Origin of the sequence: Bradyrhizobium sp. HKCCYLRH1030 (genome assembly GCF_051168395.1) — a bacterium.
Classification (GTDB): Bacteria; Pseudomonadota; Alphaproteobacteria; order Rhizobiales; family Xanthobacteraceae; genus Bradyrhizobium.
On record NZ_JBNPUY010000009.1, the window covers coordinates 71445 to 89811 of the forward strand.

Consider the following 18367-nt stretch of genomic DNA (forward strand, 5'->3'; position numbering starts at 1 on the left):
GCGCTCTGAGACGCCGGGAGGCTGACATGAACCACTCGCTGCATTCCGCAGACCGATCGACCCATCTGAAGATCGTCGTCGTTGCCCTGGTCGCCGGCATCGCGGTGACCGCTTTCGGCATCGCGACCCGCGCCAACGTCGACTACAGCCAGACGGCATCGCACGTCGTGAAGGCAGGCAAGCCGGTGACCATGACGAGTTCCAGCGACTCGATGGTCGTCCGCTGAGGCCACTGCTCCGCTGCCATCTGACGGCAATCGCAGGCCACCCGCCGGGTGGCCTTTTTCATGCCCGATCGGAAAATCGGCGACGGAGCACTTGCAGTCCGGCGGAGCGCCAGGTCGTAGACGGGAGGGGATCGCGCGGCGGCGCTGATTGCGCCAGCGGACAGATCACATCAAAAGCTAAGCCATTGAAAACATGGCGCGAGAGACGGGGCTCGAACCCGCGACCTCCGGCGTGACAGGCCGGCGCTCTAACCAACTGAGCTACTCCCGCGTGATCGCGAAATCCGCGGAGGAGTGCGACTTAAAGGGGCGATGTTTCGAAGTCAAGGACAATGAACCGACAGCTGTGCGAAGTCCTTGATGGGGGAGCAATGCAGGACGCCCGATCTCCTTGGCTGGGCCCGGGCAGCCGACGTTAGTCGCCGCACGGTGACGGGCCAAATCGACCTGTCCCGCGTCTCTCCTTCCGGACCGCGGCAACCCCGCCCCGCGGCGGCGGCGCTGGCGGTCGCTTCGCGACGACGTCGCAGGCCGGATATGGCAAAATGGGCGCCAAGTCCGACCGCGCATGCTTCCGACCGGGCATTGAAATTTCCGGCCGCGGTCCCCACCGAGGCGCACTTGCTGACCAGGAAGCGAGTGAGAGGAGAATCCTCGCGGACGCTGCCCACGAATCGCCCGCCACCGGTGCGAGGAAGATGAGCTTCGAATCGCCGGAGTCGGTATCCTGCAGGTGGCGCGCGCCGGAGTGCGCAATCCTGCTGTCGGCGAGGCGGTGCTGATCAACGCCGGCCCGCGACCCGCCGTATTCCGCACGGGAGCTGGCGGACGATCTTTGATCAGAGCGGAAACCATTGATAGGTTGCCACCCCCTGGTATCTGGCATGCAATAACTGATATATTAGTATACTGATACCTCCAGTAACGTCTCCCTCTCTCTCTCTTGGTGCCCATGTCCGACCCGCTTCGCAGCTACACCCACTCCGTCACCGAGCGCCTGCTCCGCTACGCCGCGATCGACACCCAGTCGGACCCGACGTCGCCGACCTGTCCTTCGACGCTCAAACAGAAGAATCTCGGCCGGATGCTCGCAGCCGAGCTGCAGGCAATGGGCCTCTCGGACGCCCACCTGGACGACCATGGCTACGTCTATGCGACCATCCCCGCCACCACCGACAAGGCCGTGCCGGTGATCTGCTTCTGCTCGCACATGGACACGTCGCCCGATTGCTCCGGGGCCAACGTGAAGCCGCAGATCGTGCGCAACTACCAGGGCGGCGACATCGTGCTGCCGGGGGACCCGAGCCAGATCATCCGTGCGGCTGAGCATCCTGCATTGAAGGACCAGATCGGCAACGACATCGTCACCACCGACGGCACCACCCTGCTCGGGGCCGATAACAAAGCCGGCATCGCCGAGATCATGGACGCGGCGCAGTTCCTGATCAGCAATCCGCAGATCAAGCATGGCACCATCAAGATCCTGTTCACGCCGGACGAGGAGATCGGCCGTGGCGTCGACCGGGTCGACCTGAAGAAGCTCGGCGCCGACTTCGGCTACACGATGGATGGCGAAACCGCCGGCAACATCGAGGACGAGACCTTTGCCGCCGACGGCGCCACCATCCTCATCAACGGCGTCAGCGCCCATCCCGGCTTTGCCAAGGGCAAGATGGAGCACGCGATCAAGATCGCGTCCGCAATCGTCGATCGGCTCCCGAAGGATGGCTGCTCGCCGGAGACGACGGAGGGCAAGGAAGGCTTCCTGCATCCGGTCGGGATCTCCGGCGCGCTCGAACAGGCGCGACTCGACTTCATCGTGCGCGATTTCAGCGAGCAGGGCCTGCGGCAGAAGGAAGCGCTGCTCGAGGACATCGTCAGGGATGTCCTGAAGGACTATCCGCGCTCGAGCTATCGGATGGAGGTTCGGCAGCAATACCGCAACATGAAGGAGGTCATCGATCTGCATCCGGAGATCGTGACCTATGCCGAGGAGGCGATCCGCCGCGCCGGCCTGACGCCGGTCAGGACATCGATCCGCGGCGGCACCGACGGTTCGCGGCTGTCGTTCATGGGACTGCCCTGCCCCAACATCTTTGCCGGCGAGCATGCCTTCCACTCGCGTCTCGAATGGGTCAGCGTCCAGGACATGGAGAAGGCGGCGCAGACCATCGTCCATCTGGCGATGATCTGGGAAGAGCGATCCTGAGCGCCGTCCGGCGCGCGTCAGACGCGCGCCGTCACCAGCCAGATCGAGCCGGCGAGCGTCACGCTGTCGCCGCGTACATGCTGCGTCAGCAGCTCGCGGACCGACTGCCGCGCCGCCTCGCGCGTCTCCTGGGGATGCCCCTCCAGCGCGCGGCTGGCGGGGCCGATTTCGAAGGCCGACTCCACTGCCGCCTCGAGACCCTGCCCGCGGGCGATGTCGAGTGACAGCGCATGCGCCTCCAGCGCGACGTCGCTGAAGCCGGCCTCGCCCAGGATCCGCGCCACTCGCGCTTCGGATGCGAAGGCGAACGGGCCAGGATCCTCCGGCGCCATCTCCGGCAGCTTCGGGACGTGACGATAGACCGCCTGCAGCGGCGCGATCATCCAGGGATTGGCCTTCGGCTCGCGCCAGCAGGCGAACACGACCCGGCCGCTCGGCTTCAGCGCGCGGCGGATGTTGGCGAACGACGCCACCGGATCGGCAAAGAACATCACCCCGAACCGCGACACCAGCAGATCGAAGCTCGCCGGCGCGAACGGATACACGGTCGCGTCGGCCAGCACGAACTCGGCGGGAAGCCCGGCCGGCGCCACCGCGCGCGCCCGCTCGAGCATCGGTGCGGAGATGTCGACGCCGAGAACGGAGCCGCCGGGCGCCACCTGCCCGGCCAGTGCGATCGACAAACCACCACAGCCGCAGCCGATGTCGAGAATGCGATCACCCGGCTTCGCGGCGATACGCTCGATCAGGATCTGCGACACCGGTGCGAGCAGGATATCCTGCGCCTCCTGGCGATCGGACCAGCGCTGGCCGCCGGGCCCGTTCCAATAGGCGATCTGGTCGGCGTTGCGGTCGTCCCCTGCCGGCAATTGCATGATGTGCCCTGTCTGATTGAGGTCATCGCAAGAGCCGGCATGGCGCATGCAGCCGCCTGTCCTGTCAAGGCACGAGGCCGCGATGCGCTTGAGGAAGAAAGTGGGCCGTTCCTCACCACGGTTCGGAGAGACTTTCGCCGATGGCGAGAGCGCTCCAACGTCGGCTCAGACGCGCGAACTTCTGTCGGATGGCGTCGCGCCGCGCCGGCGTGTAGGCCGCGCGCTCCTCCGCTGACATCCCGTCCAGCAGACTGCGCGCCGACGGTGCCATCTCGGCCCCGCGCGCCCGCAGCGCCGGATCGTCAGCCTGCTGCAGCCAGTCCTGCCAGCACACATATGTAGCGCGCTCGGAGCGGGCATAGTCCTCGCTGCGATCCGGCATCAGGCGCTGGTCCCTGGTCTCATGCCTGCGACGCAGCCGCGCGGCCTCGCGGGACGAGGTCGCATGCGGGACCAAATGAAAGGTCCCGGCCGTGCCGCCGGCCGCGAGCCGCCCGAATACGGCGCCGTCAATCCCGAGATGCTTTTCGACGATGAAGTGTTGCAGATCATGCGGCATCCAGGGATCGAAGCCAGGCGCCGGGCTCATTTCGAGGGTGTGTCCGTCGCCGAGCGTCGCGCGCACCGCGTAGCGGCGTTCGCCGGTGCGGACGAAGGAAACAGTCATTGGCGGTCGCGGACGACGAGACATGGGACACTCGCAATTGGCAGCTGCGGCTGAACAACGGCCCCATCATACCGCCGCGGGTGAGGGATCGATAGATGCGCGCGGACCTGCTGGCGAGCGCCGTAGCGCAATGCAATAGCGGGACAGCCTCTGGTGTCGTCGGGTCTGGTCTCGCTCTTGCTTCGATCAGGTGCGTCAGGAGCCACATGCGCGCACTCCTCGTTGCCGATCTTCATTACTCGCTGCCGCAGTTCGACTGGCTGGTGGCGGCTGCCGATCATTTTGATGCGGTGGTGTTCGCCGGCGATGCGCTCGATCTCGCCTCGATCGTCGACATTCGCGCCCAGATCGTGGTCGTGAAGACATATCTCGCGCTCCTGGCGGCCAAGACGCGGGTCATGATCTGCTCGGGCAATCATGACCTGGAGGAGCGCAACCCGGATGGCGAGAAGATCGCGGCCTGGATCAGGACGGTCCGCGAGCTCGGCATCGCAGCCGACGGCGATGACCTTCTGATCGGCGACACGCTGTTCTCGGTTTGCCCATGGTGGGACGGTCCTCTCGTCAAGGCCGCCATCGCAAGCCAGCTCGATGCCGCCGCGAGGCGCGACACAGCCCGCTGGATCTGGGTGCATCATGCGCCGCCGGCCAACTCGCCGGTGAGCTGGGGCGGCAAGCGCTTCTTCGGCGACACCGAGCTCGAAGGCTTCATCGCGCGGCACCGCCCGGCGATGGTGATCTCCGGCCACGTCCACCAGTCGCCCTTCATCACGGATGGGTCCTGGTTCGATCGCGTCGGTGAGACTTGGGTCTTCAACACCGGGCGGCAACCCGGGCGACCGCCGACCTACATGGTGCTCGACACCGACGAAGGGCGCGCCTTCTGGTTGGCGGCGGGGCAAGCCGAATGGATCGATCTCGCCGGCCCCCTGCAACGCCCGGCGCAGCCGGTGACGGCGGCGCCGGACTGGCTCAGAGTCGTGGATCGGATTCCAGATCCGTTCCTGGCGAAACCTGCTGCGGCGGCAGGTTGATCATGCCCTGCAGCACCTCGCCGACCATCGAAAGATGGGTGCCATGGCCGGCATATTGCCGCTTCAGGTCGGCGAGATAGCTGTTGGCGACGTTGAGGCGCTGCGCCAGCATGCGCGCAATCGCGAGCGTCGCCTCGGGATTTTCACTGAGGAAGCGTGGCGCATCCGGGATCTCGTAGATCCGGCAATCGACGAGCGCCCGCACGGTCGCCGTGTGCGGCTGCTCCAGCAGGAGCGACATCTCGCCGAACAGCGCGCCCGGCTCGGAGATGACGGCCACCGTGGCGCCGGCCTTGATCACCTCCAGCTCTCCGTCGAGCAGGATGTAGAGATGCCCAGTGTTGTGCCCCTCCTCGAGCAGCATGGTGCCCGCCGGAATGGCGCGCTCATGTCCGCCGGTGCAGTGGCGCAGGAAGTCGGTCATCGGTTCGCCCGCGATGTTCACGCCGCGCGCCAAGCTAGCCGAAGAACGGTTCATCGCCACGCGAAATCGTCCGGGCGCTTCGCACCAGCTGTCGCAAAGGATTTTGAACCCTTGTCCGAATTGAGCACTCGGCGGCGCCATCATCGTGATCGGGACGTGGGTTTGGCTCAGCCGCCGAGGCTCGATGGCAAGGTGGCTCAGCTTGGAGAGCAGCAGATCGATGAAACCCGACGCACAAACGCGCTTCTGGAGAGTATCGCCATCAGCTTGGAAAATCGACGCACCACAATAGCAGCGTCACCATTGCGAGGGTGCGTCCCAGCGGATGCTAATGGTAGGCGGCGAGAGATTCGAACTCCCGACCCTCTCGGTGTAAACGAGATGCTCTAACCAGCTGAGCTAGCCGCCCTCACGTCGCGCTTCTTTACCCCCTGCCCGATCCTCAATCAACGCCGGAACCACGCGGCGGCAGCGAGAAACCGCCGCAGCGGGACCGGTGGGGGCAGACCACGCACGCTCGAAGGGTCGGTGGCTCGATCCCCCAAACGAAAACGGCGCCCTTACGGGCGCCGTTTCCTGGGATCAGTTCGGACCTCAGTGGGCGGTCAGGCCGCCGGCGGCTTCGTCGCCATCGGCCTTCACCGGGACCTTGGTGTCCTCTTCCCAGACGATCGGCACCGGCTTGCGGACCAGGGCCCGGGCGACGACGTCGTCGAGACGGGAGACCGGGATGATCTCCATGCCGCCCTTGATCGCATCGGAAATCTCCGTGAGATCCTTGGCGTTGTCCTCGGGGATCAGCACCGTCTTGATGCCGCCGCGGGCCGCGGCCAGGAGCTTCTCCTTCAGACCGCCGATCGGCAGCACGCGACCACGCAAGGTGATCTCACCGGTCATCGCGACGTCGTGACGGATCGGAATGCCCGTCATGACCGAGATGATTGCGGTTGCCATCGCGACGCCCGCCGACGGACCGTCCTTCGGGGTCGCCCCCTCCGGAACGTGGACGTGGATGTCGCGGCGGTCGAACATCGGCGGCTCGATGCCGTAGACGATCGCCCGCGAGCGGACGTAGGACGCCGCCGCCGAGATCGACTCCTTCATGACGTCGCGCAGATTGCCCGTCACCGTCATCTTGCCCTTGCCGGGCATCATGACGCCTTCAATGGTGAGCAGCTCACCGCCGACATCGGTCCATGCCAGACCCGTGACGATCCCGATCTGATCGTCGCTCTCGATCTCACCGAAGCGGAACTTCGGAACACCCAAGAATTCCTCGACGGTCTTCTCGGTGATCTTCACCGACTTCTTCTTGGACATCATGAGCTCCTTCACGGCCTTGCGGGCCAGTGTGGAAATCTCACGCTCCAGATTACGTACGCCCGCTTCGCGGGTGTAGCGCCGGATCACGAGCAGCAATGCGTCGTCGTCGATCGACCACTCCTTCGAGTCCAGTCCGTGCTTGGAGATCGCGCTGGGGATCAGGTGCTTGCGGGCGATCTCGAGCTTTTCGGTCTCGGTGTAGCCCGCGATGCGGATGATCTCCATGCGGTCCATCAGCGGCCCGGGAATATTCAGCGTATTCGCGGTCGTGATGAACATGACGTTCGACAGGTCGTAGTCGACCTCCAGATAGTGATCGTTGAAGGTCGTGTTCTGCTCGGGGTCCAGGACCTCCAGCAGCGCCGACGACGGGTCACCCCGGAAGTCCGAGCCCATCTTGTCGATCTCGTCCAAGAGGAACAGCGGGTTCGAGGTCTTGGCCTTGCGCATCGACTGGATGATCTTGCCGGGCATCGAGCCGATATAGGTCCGGCGATGACCGCGGATCTCCGCCTCGTCGCGCACTCCGCCCAGCGACACGCGAACGAACTCGCGGCCGGTGGCCTTCGCGATCGACTTGCCGAGCGAGGTCTTGCCGACGCCGGGAGGTCCGACCAGGCACAGGATCGGGCCGGTCAGCTTGTTGGCGCGCGACTGCACCGCCAGATACTCGACGATACGGTCCTTGACCTTCTCCAGCCCATAGTGATCCGCATCCAGAACCGCCTGCGCGGCCTCCAGATCCTTCTTCACCTTGGACTTCTTGTTCCACGGGATCGACAGCAGCCAATCCAGATAGTTGCGCACGACGGTCGCTTCCGCGGACATCGGCGACATCTGGCGCAGCTTCTTCAGCTCATGCTGGGCCTTCTCGCGCGCTTCCTTGGAGAGCTTGGTCTTGTTGATGCGCTCTTCCAGATCGGCGAGCTCGTCGCGGCCGTCCTCGTCGCCCAGCTCCTTCTGAATGGCCTTCATCTGCTCATTCAGGTAGTACTCGCGCTGGGTCTTCTCCATCTGGCGCTTGACACGCGAGCGGATGCGCTTCTCGACCTGCAGCACCGAGATCTCGCTCTCCATCAGGCCCAGCACCTTCTCCAGGCGCGTGGTGACGGACAGCGTCTCCAGGATGCCCTGGCGATCGGCGATCTTGACGGCGAGATGCGAGGCGACGGTGTCGGCCAGCTTACCGAAATCGGTGATCGACTGAACGACGCCGACGACCTCTGCAGAGATCTTCTTGTTCAGCTTCACATAGCTCTCGAAATCCGACACGACGGAGCGCCCGAGTGCCTCGGCTTCGACCGACTTGGCGTCGGTGTCCTCGAGCGCAACGGCAGTGGCTTCGTAGTAGTCGGCACGATCGGTGTATTTCTCGACGCGCGCGCGCTCCAGGCCCTCGACCAGCACCTTCACGGTGCCGTCGGGCAGCTTCAGGAGTTGCAGCACGCTGGCGAGCGTCCCGGTCTCGTAGATCGCATCCGGAGCTGGATCGTCGTCGGACGCGTTCTTCTGCGTCGCGAGCATCACCAGCGCGTCGTTCTTCATCACCTCTTCGAGGGCGCGGATGGATTTCTCGCGGCCGACGAACAGCGGAACGATGTTGTGCGGGAAGACGACGATGTCGCGGAGCGGCAGAACCGGATAGGCGTGGCTCTCGCCGTAAACGATGGTCGGCCGGGGTTTGGGGGTCGTCATGGCCTGTTCCTTTTGTTTAGCCCCCTTGCACGCAGTCCGCCATCGTGCGCAACCGCCACAAGGTGCGATCTGATCCGGACATCACTGACGCGTCGATATCGCCCGCTTGTTTCGGATCGTTGTTGAGGCGAATCCCGGGATTGAGATTTGTATCGCCACGCGACATTAGGTGGCTATCGACCCGGGGGGTGTCAAGTATCGGTAAACACCCGCCAAAAATGGCTTTACGCGGCGGGACGCTGAAACGCTGCGATGCCGCGGACATGACGTCCGCGGCGATCGCCGATCTAATAAATCGAGGTCTTCTGTCTCTCGTACCAGCGCGCCTCACGCGCTGGCGCTGCTTTCCACCGCGCGATCGGAGCGATCGGCGTAAATGTACAGCGGGCGGGCGGTGCCCTCGACCACTTCACGCGAGATGACCACTTCCTCGACACCCTCGAGACCCGGCAGGTCGAACATCGTCTCGAGCAGGATGCTCTCGAGGATCGACCGCAGACCACGCGCGCCGGTCTTGCGCTCGATGGCCTTGCGCGCCACCGCGCCCAGCGCCTCGTCGGCGAAGGTGAGCTCGATGTTCTCCATCTCGAACAGCCGCTGATACTGCTTCACCAGCGCGTTCTTGGGCTCGGTCAGGATCTTCTTCAGCGAGTTCTCGTCGAGGTCCTCGAGCGTCGCAACGACCGGAAGACGGCCGACGAACTCGGGGATCAGGCCGTACTTCAGGAGATCCTCAGGCTCGACGTGACGGAAGATCTCGCCGGTGCGGCGGTCCTCCGGCGCCAGAACCTGGGCGGCGAAGCCGATCGAGGTCGACCGGCCGCGCGCCGAGATGATCTTCTCGAGGCCGGAGAACGCACCACCGCAGATGAACAGGATGTTGGTGGTGTCGACCTGCAGGAACTCCTGCTGCGGATGCTTGCGGCCGCCCTGCGGCGGAACCGACGCAACCGTACCCTCCATGATCTTGAGCAGCGCCTGCTGGACGCCCTCGCCCGACACGTCGCGGGTGATCGAGGGATTGTCCGACTTGCGACTGATCTTGTCGATCTCGTCGATGTAGACAATGCCACGCTGCGCGCGCTCGACATTGTAGTCGGCCGCCTGCAACAGCTTCAGGATGATATTCTCGACGTCCTCACCGACATAGCCGGCCTCGGTCAGGGTCGTCGCATCCGCCATCGTGAACGGCACGTCCAGGATGCGGGCGAGCGTCTGGGCGAGCAGCGTCTTGCCCGAGCCGGTCGGACCGATCAGCAGGATGTTCGACTTCGCGAGTTCGACGTCCGAGTGCTTGGTCTGGTGATTCAGCCGCTTGTAGTGGTTGTGGACGGCGACCGAGAGCACCTTCTTCGCATGGTTCTGACCGATCACGTAATCGTCGAGAACCTTGCAGATCTCCTTCGGGGTCGGAATCCCGTCGCGCGACTTGACCAGCGAGGACTTGTTCTCCTCGCGGATGATGTCCATGCAGAGTTCGACGCACTCGTCGCAGATGAAGACGGTTGGACCTGCGATCAGTTTGCGGACTTCGTGCTGGCTCTTGCCGCAGAACGAGCAATATAGCGTGTTCTTCGAGTCGCTCGTGCCGACCTTACTCATTCCTGTCTCCGTCCGCGGTTCGCTCTTGTCCGCTCGTTCGTCCCGATCCGGCACGGGCCGGACCAGACTGGTGAAAGAGCAAATTTCGTACCAAAATTAACACCTTGTTCTTCACCTGTCGTGCACCCACGACCTACGCGAATCCCCCACGATCCATAACTCGACACTCTAGCCAATCATGCTGTCATCCGACTATCAAGAATTCGCTAATCGGAGCACAGACCCTAGACCGTGACATTACCGTGATTTTGGGGCTTGACACGGCAATAACACGCGAAATCAGCGGAGCGTTGCGTGTTTGCCACGCCTATTTGCCGGCCGCACGGCAAGGTTGCGGCTCTTTTGGGACCCTACCTCAGCACCTTTGCCGACCGAAGCCGGTAAAGGAGCCGCCGTTACATCCCCCAGGCCCGTCCATCGGGCCCCGCGTCGCTTACTGTTGGCTCACTTGCCCATCGCCGCCGGATCTTCCGGCCGCTTGTCGATGACCTTGTCGATCAGGCCGAACTCCTGGGCGGCTTCCGCCGTGAGGAACTTGTCGCGCTCCAGGGCGTCCTCAATCGCCTTGTAGGGCTGGCCGGTGTGCTTGACGTAGATCTCGTTCAGCCGCTTCTTCAGGTTCAGGATCTCCTGGGCGTGCAGCATGATATCGGTCGCCTGGCCCTGGAACCCGCCGGACGGCTGATGCACCATGATGCGCGAGTTCGGCAGCGAGAAGCGCATGTCCTTGTGGCCGGCACAGAGCAGCAGCGAGCCCATCGAGGCCGCCTGGCCGGTGCACAGCGTCGACACCGCCGGACGGATGAACTGCATCGTGTCGTAGATCGCGAGGCCCGACGTCACCACGCCACCGGGCGAGTTGATGTACATCGCGATTTCCTTCTTCGGGTTCTCGGCCTCGAGGAACAGGAGCTGAGCGACGATCAGGGTCGCCATGCCGTCCTCGACCGGACCGGTCACGAAGATGATGCGCTCCTTCAGGAGGCGCGAGAAGATGTCGTAGGCGCGCTCGCCGCGGTTGGTCTGTTCGACCACCATAGGCACAAGGTTCATATAGGTTTCGACGGGATCGCGCATGAATCACCCAAGGGTTGGACCAGCAGTTGAGACGACCGGCCGCCGCAGGTGAGGCTCATTTCAACGAGCAGCGACGGACAGGTGTCCCGTGATGCAGAACTTCAAGACCGAGCCCACAGATATGGACCAATTTGCCGGTGACAAGACCGGGTGCCCTGGGCCGCCGCAAGCGAGGTCGTTGCCCTGTTCAAGCTGATTCCCGCGGCGGCGGCCAGCGCCGGAACCTGGACGACCGGCGCTTTCGCCGGTCAACCTTAATCTCGCGCTTATGTCGCGAACCCTACGATGGACAGCCTGATCAGGCCGCCTTGTCGCTGTCGTCGTCCTTGAACAGCTCGTCCTTGGAGACCTTCTTCTCGGTCACGTTGGCGAGTTCGAGGATGAAGTCGACGACCTTGTCCTCGTAGATTGGCGCGCGCAGCTGCGCGAGCGCCTGCGGGTTGCTGCGATAGAAGTCCCAGACCTCCTTCTCGCGGCCCGGCATCGAGCGCGCACGCTCGATCACGGCGCGGCTGACCTCGTCGTCGGTCACGGTGATCTTGTTCTTCTCGCCGATCTCCGACAGCACGAGGCCGAGGCGCACGCGGCGGTCGGCGATGGTGCGGTACTCCTCCTTCGCCTTGTCCTCGGTGGTGTTCTCGTCGGCGAAGGTCTTGCCGCTGGAATCCATCTCGGCCTTGACCGAGTTCCACATCAGGTTGAACTCCTCGTCGATCAGCGACGGCGGTGCATCGAACTTGTGGGTCTCGTCGAGACGGTCGAGCAGCGCGCGCTTGACGCGCTGGCGGGTCGCCTGGCTGAACTCGCCGGCGAGACGATCGCGCATCAACTGCTTCAGCTTGTCGAGCGATTCGAGGCCGAGCGTCTTGGCGAACTCATCGTCCACCACCTTGTCTTCGGGCGCCTCGATGGCGGTGGCGGTGGTTTCGAACTCCGCCGCCTTCCCGGCCAGCTCGTTGTTGAGATAATTGGTCGGGAACGTGACCTTCAGCGTGCGGGTCTCGCCGACGCCGATACCGATCAGCTGGTCCTCGAAGCCGGGAATGAAGGTGTTCGAGCCGATCACGACGTCGATGCCCTCACCCGTGCCGCCCTCGAAGGCGACGCCGTCGATCGTGCCCTTGAAGTTGATCTTCACGCGGTCACCGCTCGCGGCCTTCGCGCCCTCGGCCTTCGCCGCGTAGCTGCGGTTGGCATCGGCCAGGCGCTTGATCGCCTCGTCGACATCGGCATCGGTGATGTCGGCCACCGGCTTCTCGACCGAGAAGGTCTTGAAGTCGGCGAGCGCAATCGCCGGCACGACCTCGACGGCCACGGTGTAGGTCAGGTCCGACTGGCCGGAGAGGATCTTCTCGACCTCGGCCTCCTCCGTCGGCATCGTCACCTTCGGCTCGGTGGCGAGGCGGAAGCCGCGCTCGGTGAAGATCTGCGTGTTGGTGTCGCGGATGGTCTGGTCGATGGTCTCCGCCATGACCGACTTGCCATAGATCTTCTTCAGATGCGCGACCGGCACCTTGCCGGGGCGGAAGCCGTTGATGCGGACCTTGTCCTTGAGATCGACCAGCTTGGCGTCCGCCTTGGCGTCGAGATCCGCCGCCGGAACGCTGATCTGGAACTCGTGCTTCAAGCCTTCCGACAAGGTTTCTGTGACCTGCATGGCGTCAATCTTCTTCCGCTTCGGTCCGAACCCTTGCGATCCGGACACATCTGACTCAATTGTGGACGACGCGCAGCAAAAGGCTTTGCGCCGGTGGGATCGGCGGCCCCGCTTCTCTGTGCGAGAGAGCGGGTCTGCCGGTAAAACTTGGGGCAAACGCCGGAGAAGCGCTTGGTGCGGGCGGAGGGACTCGAACCCCCACAACTTTCGTCACTGGAACCTAAATCCAGCGCGTCTACCAGTTCCGCCACGCCCGCGTGAACTGCATCGATAGCCCGGCCGCGGTGCCGCGGGCGGCGCGGCTTATACCACGCACGAAACCGTCCGCAGCAAAAAAATGGGCTGTCGAAAGCACCACCGGCAGGCCGATCGACCGTGTCGCACGCACAGATAAGGGAAAACAGCATGATCCGCATCCCCCTCATCGCACGATGTTTTGTCGCATGACGGAACCGTCGGAGGGGCTCAGCCGCCGCGCCCTGCTCGGCGGCCTTGCGGCAGCCGGCGCGGCCTCGTTTGCCCGCTCGGCTCGGGCCGGTGGCCGAATCTCGGTTTCGTTGAGCGCTCGCGGCGAATCTCTCGTGCTGGCCCAGGGACGTTCGGCCAGCCCGCTCTGGCGGCTGGCTGCACCGGCCCCGGTGGTCCGGCTCGCCCGCGGCACGGCGCTCGACCTTGACCTTTCGAATGGCCTTTCGATCCCGGCCGCATTGTCCAGCCGCGGCCTCGCTTTGCCCGCACCGCTGCTGGCGCAGGCGGAGATCGGCCCCGGCGGCCGGGCCACCATTCCAGCCCTGGCGTCGCGCGCCGGGACCGGCCTGCTCGACCTGCGGCTGCTCGCCGACGCCGTGCCGATCCGCCCGCTGCCTGTCATCGTCGATGAGGCCGCGACGGTAACTGTCGACCGCGACGAAATTTTCCTGGTCGAGGATTTCAGGCTCAAGGCGGACGGCACCGCGGTTGCGCCAGGAACCGAAGCGCGAGACACCGAGCTCATCTACACCGTCAATGGGCACGTCCTGCCCGAGATCGCGCTGCGGACCCATGAGCGGGTCAGGCTGCGGTTCATCAACGGCTGTCAACGCGCTGTGATCGCGATCAAAATCGCCGACCTCGACGCCGTCCGCGTGATGGCCATCGACGGCCAGCCGGCCGAGCCTTTCCTGGCTCGAAATGGCGCGGTGGTGCTGCCGCCCGGCGGCCGCACCGACGTCTTCATCGACATGCCCGCCGCCAAGACGGTGCTGGCCGTGCTGCTGCACGACGGCAGCAATCCGCGTCCCCTCGCCCGGCTGGTGGCGTCGAGCGAGCCGCCGCTCCGTGCCGCCCCACCGCCGCCGGCGCCGCCTTTGCCGTCGAACGGGTTGCCGGACAAGCTGGACCTGAGGACCGCCGCTCGGGCCGAGCTCGCGCTCGACGGCGCCGGCTGGCAACCGCCCGCCGCGTTCAACGCCGCCGGCGCCCCCACCTTCCAGGCCAAGGCCGGCCAAGTGGTCGTGCTGGCATTGGCGAACAAGACCGCCGGCACCCATGTGGTCCACCTTCATGGCCAGCCGTTTCGGCTGCTCGACCGGCTCGACGACGGCTGGAAGCCCTATTGGCTCGACACGCTGGCGCTGGAGGCCGGCCAGACCCAGCGCATTGCATTCCTTGCCGAGCAATCCGGCCGATTCCTGGTCGAGAGCATGGCGACCAACTGGGCGGCGCCGCGGCTGCTGCGGTGGTATGAGATCAGGTGAGGAAACGAACCTGAGGGAACAGTCCCCATGACCACTGCCGCCATCACAGGGGTCACGGCGCGCGCCGTGATCACGCCCATGAAGCGCCCCCTGCGCAACGCGTTCGGGATCATCGACTCCGGACCGCTGGTGCTGATCGACGTCGCAACCGATCAGGGGGTTACCGGCCATTCCTACCTGTTCGCTTACACCAGGCTCGCCTTGAAACCGCTGCTGCATCTGGTCGAGGAGATCGGCCGAGAGCTCAAGGGCCAAGCCCTGGTCCCGTTCGACCTGATGAAACTCATGGACGCCAAATTCCGCCTGCTCGGCTGGCAGGGCCTCGTCGGCATGGCCGTCTCGGGCCTCGACATGGCGTTCTGGGATGCGCTCGGTCAGCTCGCGGGCAAGCCCGTCGTCGAGCTGCTCGGCGGCACGGCGCGGCCGATTCCGGCCTATGACAGCTATGGCGTGCTCGATGCCAAGGACGACGAGCGCACCTTGCGCGCCGCGCGCGACGAGCACGGCTTCCGCGCCATCAAGACCAAGGGCGGTCATGGCGATCTCGCGACCGACGAAGCGATGATCAAGGGCCTGCGCGCCCTGCTCGGCCCGGACACGGCGCTGATGCTCGACTTCAACCAGTCGCTCGATCCCGCTGAGGCGACACGTCGAATTACCAACCTTGCTGCCTACGACCTGACCTGGATCGAGGAGCCGGTGCCGCAGGAAAACCTCTCCGGCCATGCCCGGGTGCGCGAGCGCTCGGAGATCCCGATCCAGGCCGGCGAAAACTGGTGGTTTCCGCGCGGCTTTGCCGAGGCGATCGCCGCCGGCGCCTCCGACTTCATCATGCCCGACCTGATGAAGGTCGGCGGCATCACCGGCTGGCTCAACGTCGCGGGGCAAGCCGACGCCGCCTCGATCCCGATGTCGAGCCACATCCTGCCCGAGGCGAGCGCCCATGTGCTGGCAGTGACGCCGACGGCGCACTGGCTCGAGGTGCTGGACTTCGCCGGCGCCATTCTCGCCGAGCCGCTGCGGGTGGTGGATGGCAAGGTGACAGCCAAAGGTCCCGGCCTCGGCCTCGCCTGGAACGAGAGCGCGGTGGCGAAATATCAGGTGACGTGAGCACAGCCAAGAGCAGGACGCGCCGTCGCCGCCTCACCCCCAACTGTCATCACCCGCGACCGGGCGATCCGGTACGCCGAGACATCGGTGGCTAAATCGATAGGCCGCGGCGTACTGGATGCCCGCCTTCGCGGGCATGACAGCGTGGTTGAGGCGACGACTCGCCCCTAATCAATACTCGACGCCGAACCGGTCATAGAGCCGCCGGAACACCGCAGGCAAGGTCTCCGTCAGATCCTCCGCGATCAGCCCCGGTCCCGCCTCGTTGCCCGCCTCGCCATGCATCCAGACGCCGATGCAGGCGGCCTCGAACGCCGGCACACCCTGCGCCAGCAAGCCGGCGATGATGCCGGCGAGCACGTCGCCGGCGCCGGCGGTGGCGAGCCAGGGCGGCGCGTTGGCGGCGATCGCGGCGCGGCCGTCGGGCGCGGCCACCGTCGTGTCGGCGCCCTTCAACAGCACCACGGCGCCGCAGCGCACGGCCGCCGCGCGGACGCGCTCCAGCTTGGAGCGGCCGGGATGCTTGTTGCTGAGATCCGAGAACAGGCGCGGGAATTCGCCCTCGTGCGGCGTCAGCACGATCTGCGCGTCGGCCATCGCCCTGATCTGCTCGAACAACCGCTCCGGCGCATCGGCGAAGCTCGTCAATGCGTCGGCATCGAGCACGAGATGACGCTGCGCCGACAGCGCGGTGAAGACGAGGTCGCGCGTGCGCTCGCTGACGCCCGTTCCGGGCCCGATGATGCAGGTGTTGTAGCGCTTGTCGCCGAGCAGCTCGCCGAACTCGATCGCGGTGTCGGCGGCGCGCACCATCACCGCCGTCAGCGCCGCAGCATTGACCGCCAGCGCATCGCGCGGCGAGGCCAGCGTGACCAGGCCGGCGCCCGCCCGCAATGCGGCCCGCGCGGCCATCCGCGCCGCGCCCGTGGCGGTGACGTCGCCGGACATCGCCAGCACGTGCCCGCGGGCGTATTTGTGGCCGTCGATGCGTGGCACCGGAAAATGGCCCTGCCACAGCTCGGGATCGTTCTCGAAGGCCTGCGGCCTGATCTCGGCGAGCACCTGGGGATCGATGCCGATGTCGGCGAGCCGGACGCGCCCGCAATGCTGGCGGCCCGGCAGCAGCAGGTGCGCCGGCTTCTTGCGGAAGAAGGTCACCGTCTCGGTGGCGCGGACCGCGATGCCCATCACCGCGGCCGTGGTGCCGTTGATGCCGCTCGGCAGGTCGACGGCGAGCACCGGCGCGCCATTGCCGTTGATCGCTGCGATGACGTCATGGGGCTCGCCGGTGACGGGCCGGCTGAGACCTGCGCCGAACAGCGCGTCGATGATCAGCGCCGGCTTGCCGATCGCCTGCGGCGTGAACGGCAGCACCGGAAACTTCCAGCCCTTGGCGGCGGAGGCCGCGTCGCCGTGCAGCGCGTCGCGCTCGCACATCAGGATGACCGACACGTCCCTGCCCTGCGCGGCGAGCTCGGCCGCGGCAACGAAGCCGTCGCCGCCATTGTTGCCCGGCCCACACACGACCACGATCGGCCCGGTCTCGACCAGGTCCATGGCCGCCTCGGCCACCGCCTGTCCGGCGCTCAGCATCAGCGAAAAGCCCGGCGTGCCGGCCGCGATGGTCAGCCGGTCGGCGCGCTCCATTTCGCTCGTGGTCAAGATGTCCATTACCGCTCTCGTCCCCAGCCGCCGTCTTGCGCCGGCTGCGTGATGTCGTCCCCGTCGCCTCGCAGCGGACGTCGGCGCCCCGTCCCTCGGAGCCGGTGCGGGCGAATCCCGCGCTCCCTATTGCCGCGGCAGCCCGCAACTTCCAAGGGCGCTGCACATCTGGCAAGACGCAACGAAACCCGGCACGTCGCCTTTTCCCTGGGCATTTCGGACAACGCGCGGCTCCGCCGTCAAGACCTGCACAATGTTTGATCTGTTTGCCTAATCTCAAGGCTCCGGTATTCTAGACGTTCCTTGAGGGAATCGTCGGGTGCTGGTGAAATGCCTGAATATCGGCTCCATTTGGGCCCGTTAACGACTTGGCATAGACCCTGCTTTTGTGGAGCCACTTCGGCACGGGGCAAGTCGGGCAATCAATCACCGGGCCTCCGCCGGAGAGTGTTGGGCCCGGTAACGAAATGATCGAACGACTTGCGCGTGGGCGCAGCCTGACGATGACCCACATGTTGTTTATAGCGGAATGCCCGGGAGGCGCTCAGTGAAGAAGATCGAAGCCATCATCAAGCCGTTCAAGCTCGACGAGGTGAAGGAGGCGCTTCAGGAGGTGGGACTTCAGGGCATCACCGTTACCGAAGCGAAGGGTTTCGGCCGGCAAAAAGGCCATGCCGAGCTCTACCGGGGCGCCGAATACATCGTTGATTTCCTGCCCAAGGTGAAGATCGAGATCGTGATCGGCGACGATTTGGTCGAGCGCGCGATCGAGGCGATCCGCCGCGCCGCCCAGACCGGCCGCATCGGCGACGGCAAGATCTTCGTGTCCAACATCGAGGAAGCCATCCGCATCCGAACCGGAGAATCCGGGCTGGACGCGATCTAGCCTGACCGGGGGGCCTCAACGGACCGTCCGCTCCGGGCCCCCCACGGAACGTTTGCTGCGCCAGCAGCCCCCACGGCAGCTCGAGTGTCCTCTGCGAGGCGCTTGCACGCGGCCGTTTTGCCGTTTCCGATGTTGTCTTGGCTCCCGCACGAGGCTATGGAGCATGACCCGCGGACGCCGTCC

General features: G+C 65.3%; 14 protein-coding genes and 3 tRNA genes. 6 read left to right on the plus strand and 11 right to left on the minus strand.

The features are described 5' to 3' along the window. Window positions 1-26 precede the first annotated feature (26 nt). Complete coding sequence (locus ACQR1E_RS24750; RefSeq protein WP_315711542.1) at window positions 27-227, plus strand: hypothetical protein; 201 nt, start codon at window positions 27-29, stop codon at window positions 225-227. Window positions 228-421: 194 nt separating this feature from the next. On the opposite strand, the gene ACQR1E_RS24755 is transcribed toward ACQR1E_RS24750, so the two are convergent. After that, window positions 422-498 (minus strand) — tRNA-Asp (locus ACQR1E_RS24755). 681 nt (window positions 499-1179) lie between these two features. Between ACQR1E_RS24755 and pepT the strand changes: the two genes are divergently transcribed. Continuing rightward, entirely contained in the window at window positions 1180-2436 is a 1257-nt protein-coding gene (pepT, locus tag ACQR1E_RS24760; protein WP_315711541.1) for a peptidase T, read from the plus strand. A gap of 17 nt (window positions 2437-2453) precedes the next feature. On the opposite strand, the gene ACQR1E_RS24765 is transcribed toward pepT, so the two are convergent. Both ACQR1E_RS24765 and ACQR1E_RS24770 read right to left on the minus strand, forming a co-directional pair. Then, a complete protein-coding gene (locus ACQR1E_RS24765) occupies window positions 2454-3311 on the minus strand; it encodes a class I SAM-dependent methyltransferase (RefSeq protein WP_434897672.1) in 858 nt (285 codons plus the stop codon). A gap of 112 nt (window positions 3312-3423) precedes the next feature. Further along, window positions 3424-3978, minus strand: coding sequence for a hypothetical protein (locus ACQR1E_RS24770; RefSeq protein ID WP_316165223.1), 555 nt, complete (start codon window positions 3976-3978; stop codon window positions 3424-3426). Window positions 3979-4184: 206 nt separating this feature from the next. On the opposite strand from ACQR1E_RS24770, the gene ACQR1E_RS24775 reads away from it, so the two are divergent. After that, a complete protein-coding gene (locus ACQR1E_RS24775) occupies window positions 4185-5012 on the plus strand; it encodes a metallophosphoesterase family protein (protein WP_434863124.1) in 828 nt (275 codons plus the stop codon). Here ACQR1E_RS24775 and ACQR1E_RS24780 read toward each other — a convergent pair. The 7 genes from ACQR1E_RS24780 to ACQR1E_RS24810 form a co-directional block, all read right to left on the minus strand. After that, window positions 4951-5436, minus strand: coding sequence for a Crp/Fnr family transcriptional regulator (locus ACQR1E_RS24780; RefSeq protein WP_316165221.1), 486 nt, complete (start codon window positions 5434-5436; stop codon window positions 4951-4953). The two genes, ACQR1E_RS24775 and ACQR1E_RS24780, sit on opposite strands and share 62 nt — an antisense overlap. Window positions 5437-5768: 332 nt before the next feature. Next, a tRNA-Val gene (locus tag ACQR1E_RS24785) sits at window positions 5769-5845 on the minus strand. Between the two features lie 185 nt (window positions 5846-6030). Continuing rightward, on the minus strand, window positions 6031-8454 hold the full coding sequence (gene lon / locus ACQR1E_RS24790) for an endopeptidase La (RefSeq protein WP_315711533.1): 2424 nt from the start codon (window positions 8452-8454) through the stop codon (window positions 6031-6033). A 327-nt stretch (window positions 8455-8781) separates the two neighbouring features. After that, the gene (gene clpX, locus ACQR1E_RS24795) at window positions 8782-10056 is read right to left on the minus strand and encodes an ATP-dependent Clp protease ATP-binding subunit ClpX (protein ID WP_012044595.1); all 1275 of its coding nucleotides are present in this window, start codon (window positions 10054-10056) and stop codon (window positions 8782-8784) included. A gap of 444 nt (window positions 10057-10500) precedes the next feature. After that, window positions 10501-11133: an ATP-dependent Clp protease proteolytic subunit gene (locus tag ACQR1E_RS24800; RefSeq protein WP_315711531.1), complete on the minus strand. Its 633-nt coding sequence runs from the start codon at window positions 11131-11133 to the stop codon at window positions 10501-10503. A gap of 298 nt (window positions 11134-11431) precedes the next feature. Next, the gene (tig, locus tag ACQR1E_RS24805) at window positions 11432-12790 is read right to left on the minus strand and encodes a trigger factor (RefSeq protein WP_315711530.1); all 1359 of its coding nucleotides are present in this window, start codon (window positions 12788-12790) and stop codon (window positions 11432-11434) included. A gap of 172 nt (window positions 12791-12962) precedes the next feature. Next, window positions 12963-13047, minus strand: a tRNA-Leu gene (locus tag ACQR1E_RS24810). Between the two features lie 174 nt (window positions 13048-13221). Here ACQR1E_RS24810 and ACQR1E_RS24815 point away from each other — a divergent pair. After that, window positions 13222-14526 (plus strand): multicopper oxidase family protein, encoded by a 1305-nt coding sequence (locus tag ACQR1E_RS24815; protein WP_315827294.1) that lies wholly within the window; start codon window positions 13222-13224, stop codon window positions 14524-14526. A gap of 27 nt (window positions 14527-14553) precedes the next feature. Continuing rightward, window positions 14554-15636 carry an enolase C-terminal domain-like protein gene (locus ACQR1E_RS24820; protein WP_434844836.1) on the plus strand — a complete coding sequence of 361 codons (1083 nt, stop codon included), beginning with the start codon at window positions 14554-14556 and terminating at the stop codon, window positions 15634-15636. 171 nt (window positions 15637-15807) lie between these two features. On the opposite strand, the gene ACQR1E_RS24825 is transcribed toward ACQR1E_RS24820, so the two are convergent. Beyond that, window positions 15808-17307, minus strand: a complete 1500-nt coding sequence (locus ACQR1E_RS24825) for an NAD(P)H-hydrate dehydratase (RefSeq protein WP_315750877.1) — start codon at window positions 17305-17307, stop codon at window positions 15808-15810. A gap of 538 nt (window positions 17308-17845) precedes the next feature. On the opposite strand from ACQR1E_RS24825, the gene ACQR1E_RS24830 reads away from it, so the two are divergent. After that, on the plus strand, window positions 17846-18184 hold the full coding sequence (locus ACQR1E_RS24830) for a P-II family nitrogen regulator (RefSeq protein ID WP_009027873.1): 339 nt from the start codon (window positions 17846-17848) through the stop codon (window positions 18182-18184). The last annotated feature ends 183 nt before the right edge of the window (window positions 18185-18367 follow it).

Excerpts from the sequence above, each read along its gene's own strand:
- ACQR1E_RS24750 (WP_315711542.1), top strand. The coding sequence starts at position 27 with ATGAACCACTCGCTGCATTCCGCAGACCGATCGACCCATCTGAAGATC.
- pepT (WP_315711541.1), top strand. The coding sequence starts at position 1,180 with ATGTCCGACCCGCTTCGCAGCTACACCCACTCCGTCACCGAGCGCCTG.
- ACQR1E_RS24765 (WP_434897672.1), bottom strand. The coding sequence starts at position 3,311 with ATGCAATTGCCGGCAGGGGACGACCGCAACGCCGACCAGATCGCCTAT.
- ACQR1E_RS24770 (WP_316165223.1), bottom strand. The coding sequence starts at position 3,978 with ATGACTGTTTCCTTCGTCCGCACCGGCGAACGCCGCTACGCGGTGCGC.
- ACQR1E_RS24775 (WP_434863124.1), top strand. The coding sequence starts at position 4,185 with ATGCGCGCACTCCTCGTTGCCGATCTTCATTACTCGCTGCCGCAGTTC.
- ACQR1E_RS24780 (WP_316165221.1), bottom strand. The coding sequence starts at position 5,436 with ATGACCGACTTCCTGCGCCACTGCACCGGCGGACATGAGCGCGCCATT.
- lon (WP_315711533.1), bottom strand. The coding sequence starts at position 8,454 with ATGACGACCCCCAAACCCCGGCCGACCATCGTTTACGGCGAGAGCCAC.
- clpX (WP_012044595.1), bottom strand. The coding sequence starts at position 10,056 with ATGAGTAAGGTCGGCACGAGCGACTCGAAGAACACGCTATATTGCTCG.
- ACQR1E_RS24800 (WP_315711531.1), bottom strand. The coding sequence starts at position 11,133 with ATGCGCGATCCCGTCGAAACCTATATGAACCTTGTGCCTATGGTGGTC.
- tig (WP_315711530.1), bottom strand. The coding sequence starts at position 12,790 with ATGCAGGTCACAGAAACCTTGTCGGAAGGCTTGAAGCACGAGTTCCAG.
- ACQR1E_RS24815 (WP_315827294.1), top strand. The coding sequence starts at position 13,222 with ATGTTTTGTCGCATGACGGAACCGTCGGAGGGGCTCAGCCGCCGCGCC.
- ACQR1E_RS24820 (WP_434844836.1), top strand. The coding sequence starts at position 14,554 with ATGACCACTGCCGCCATCACAGGGGTCACGGCGCGCGCCGTGATCACG.
- ACQR1E_RS24825 (WP_315750877.1), bottom strand. The coding sequence starts at position 17,307 with ATGGACATCTTGACCACGAGCGAAATGGAGCGCGCCGACCGGCTGACC.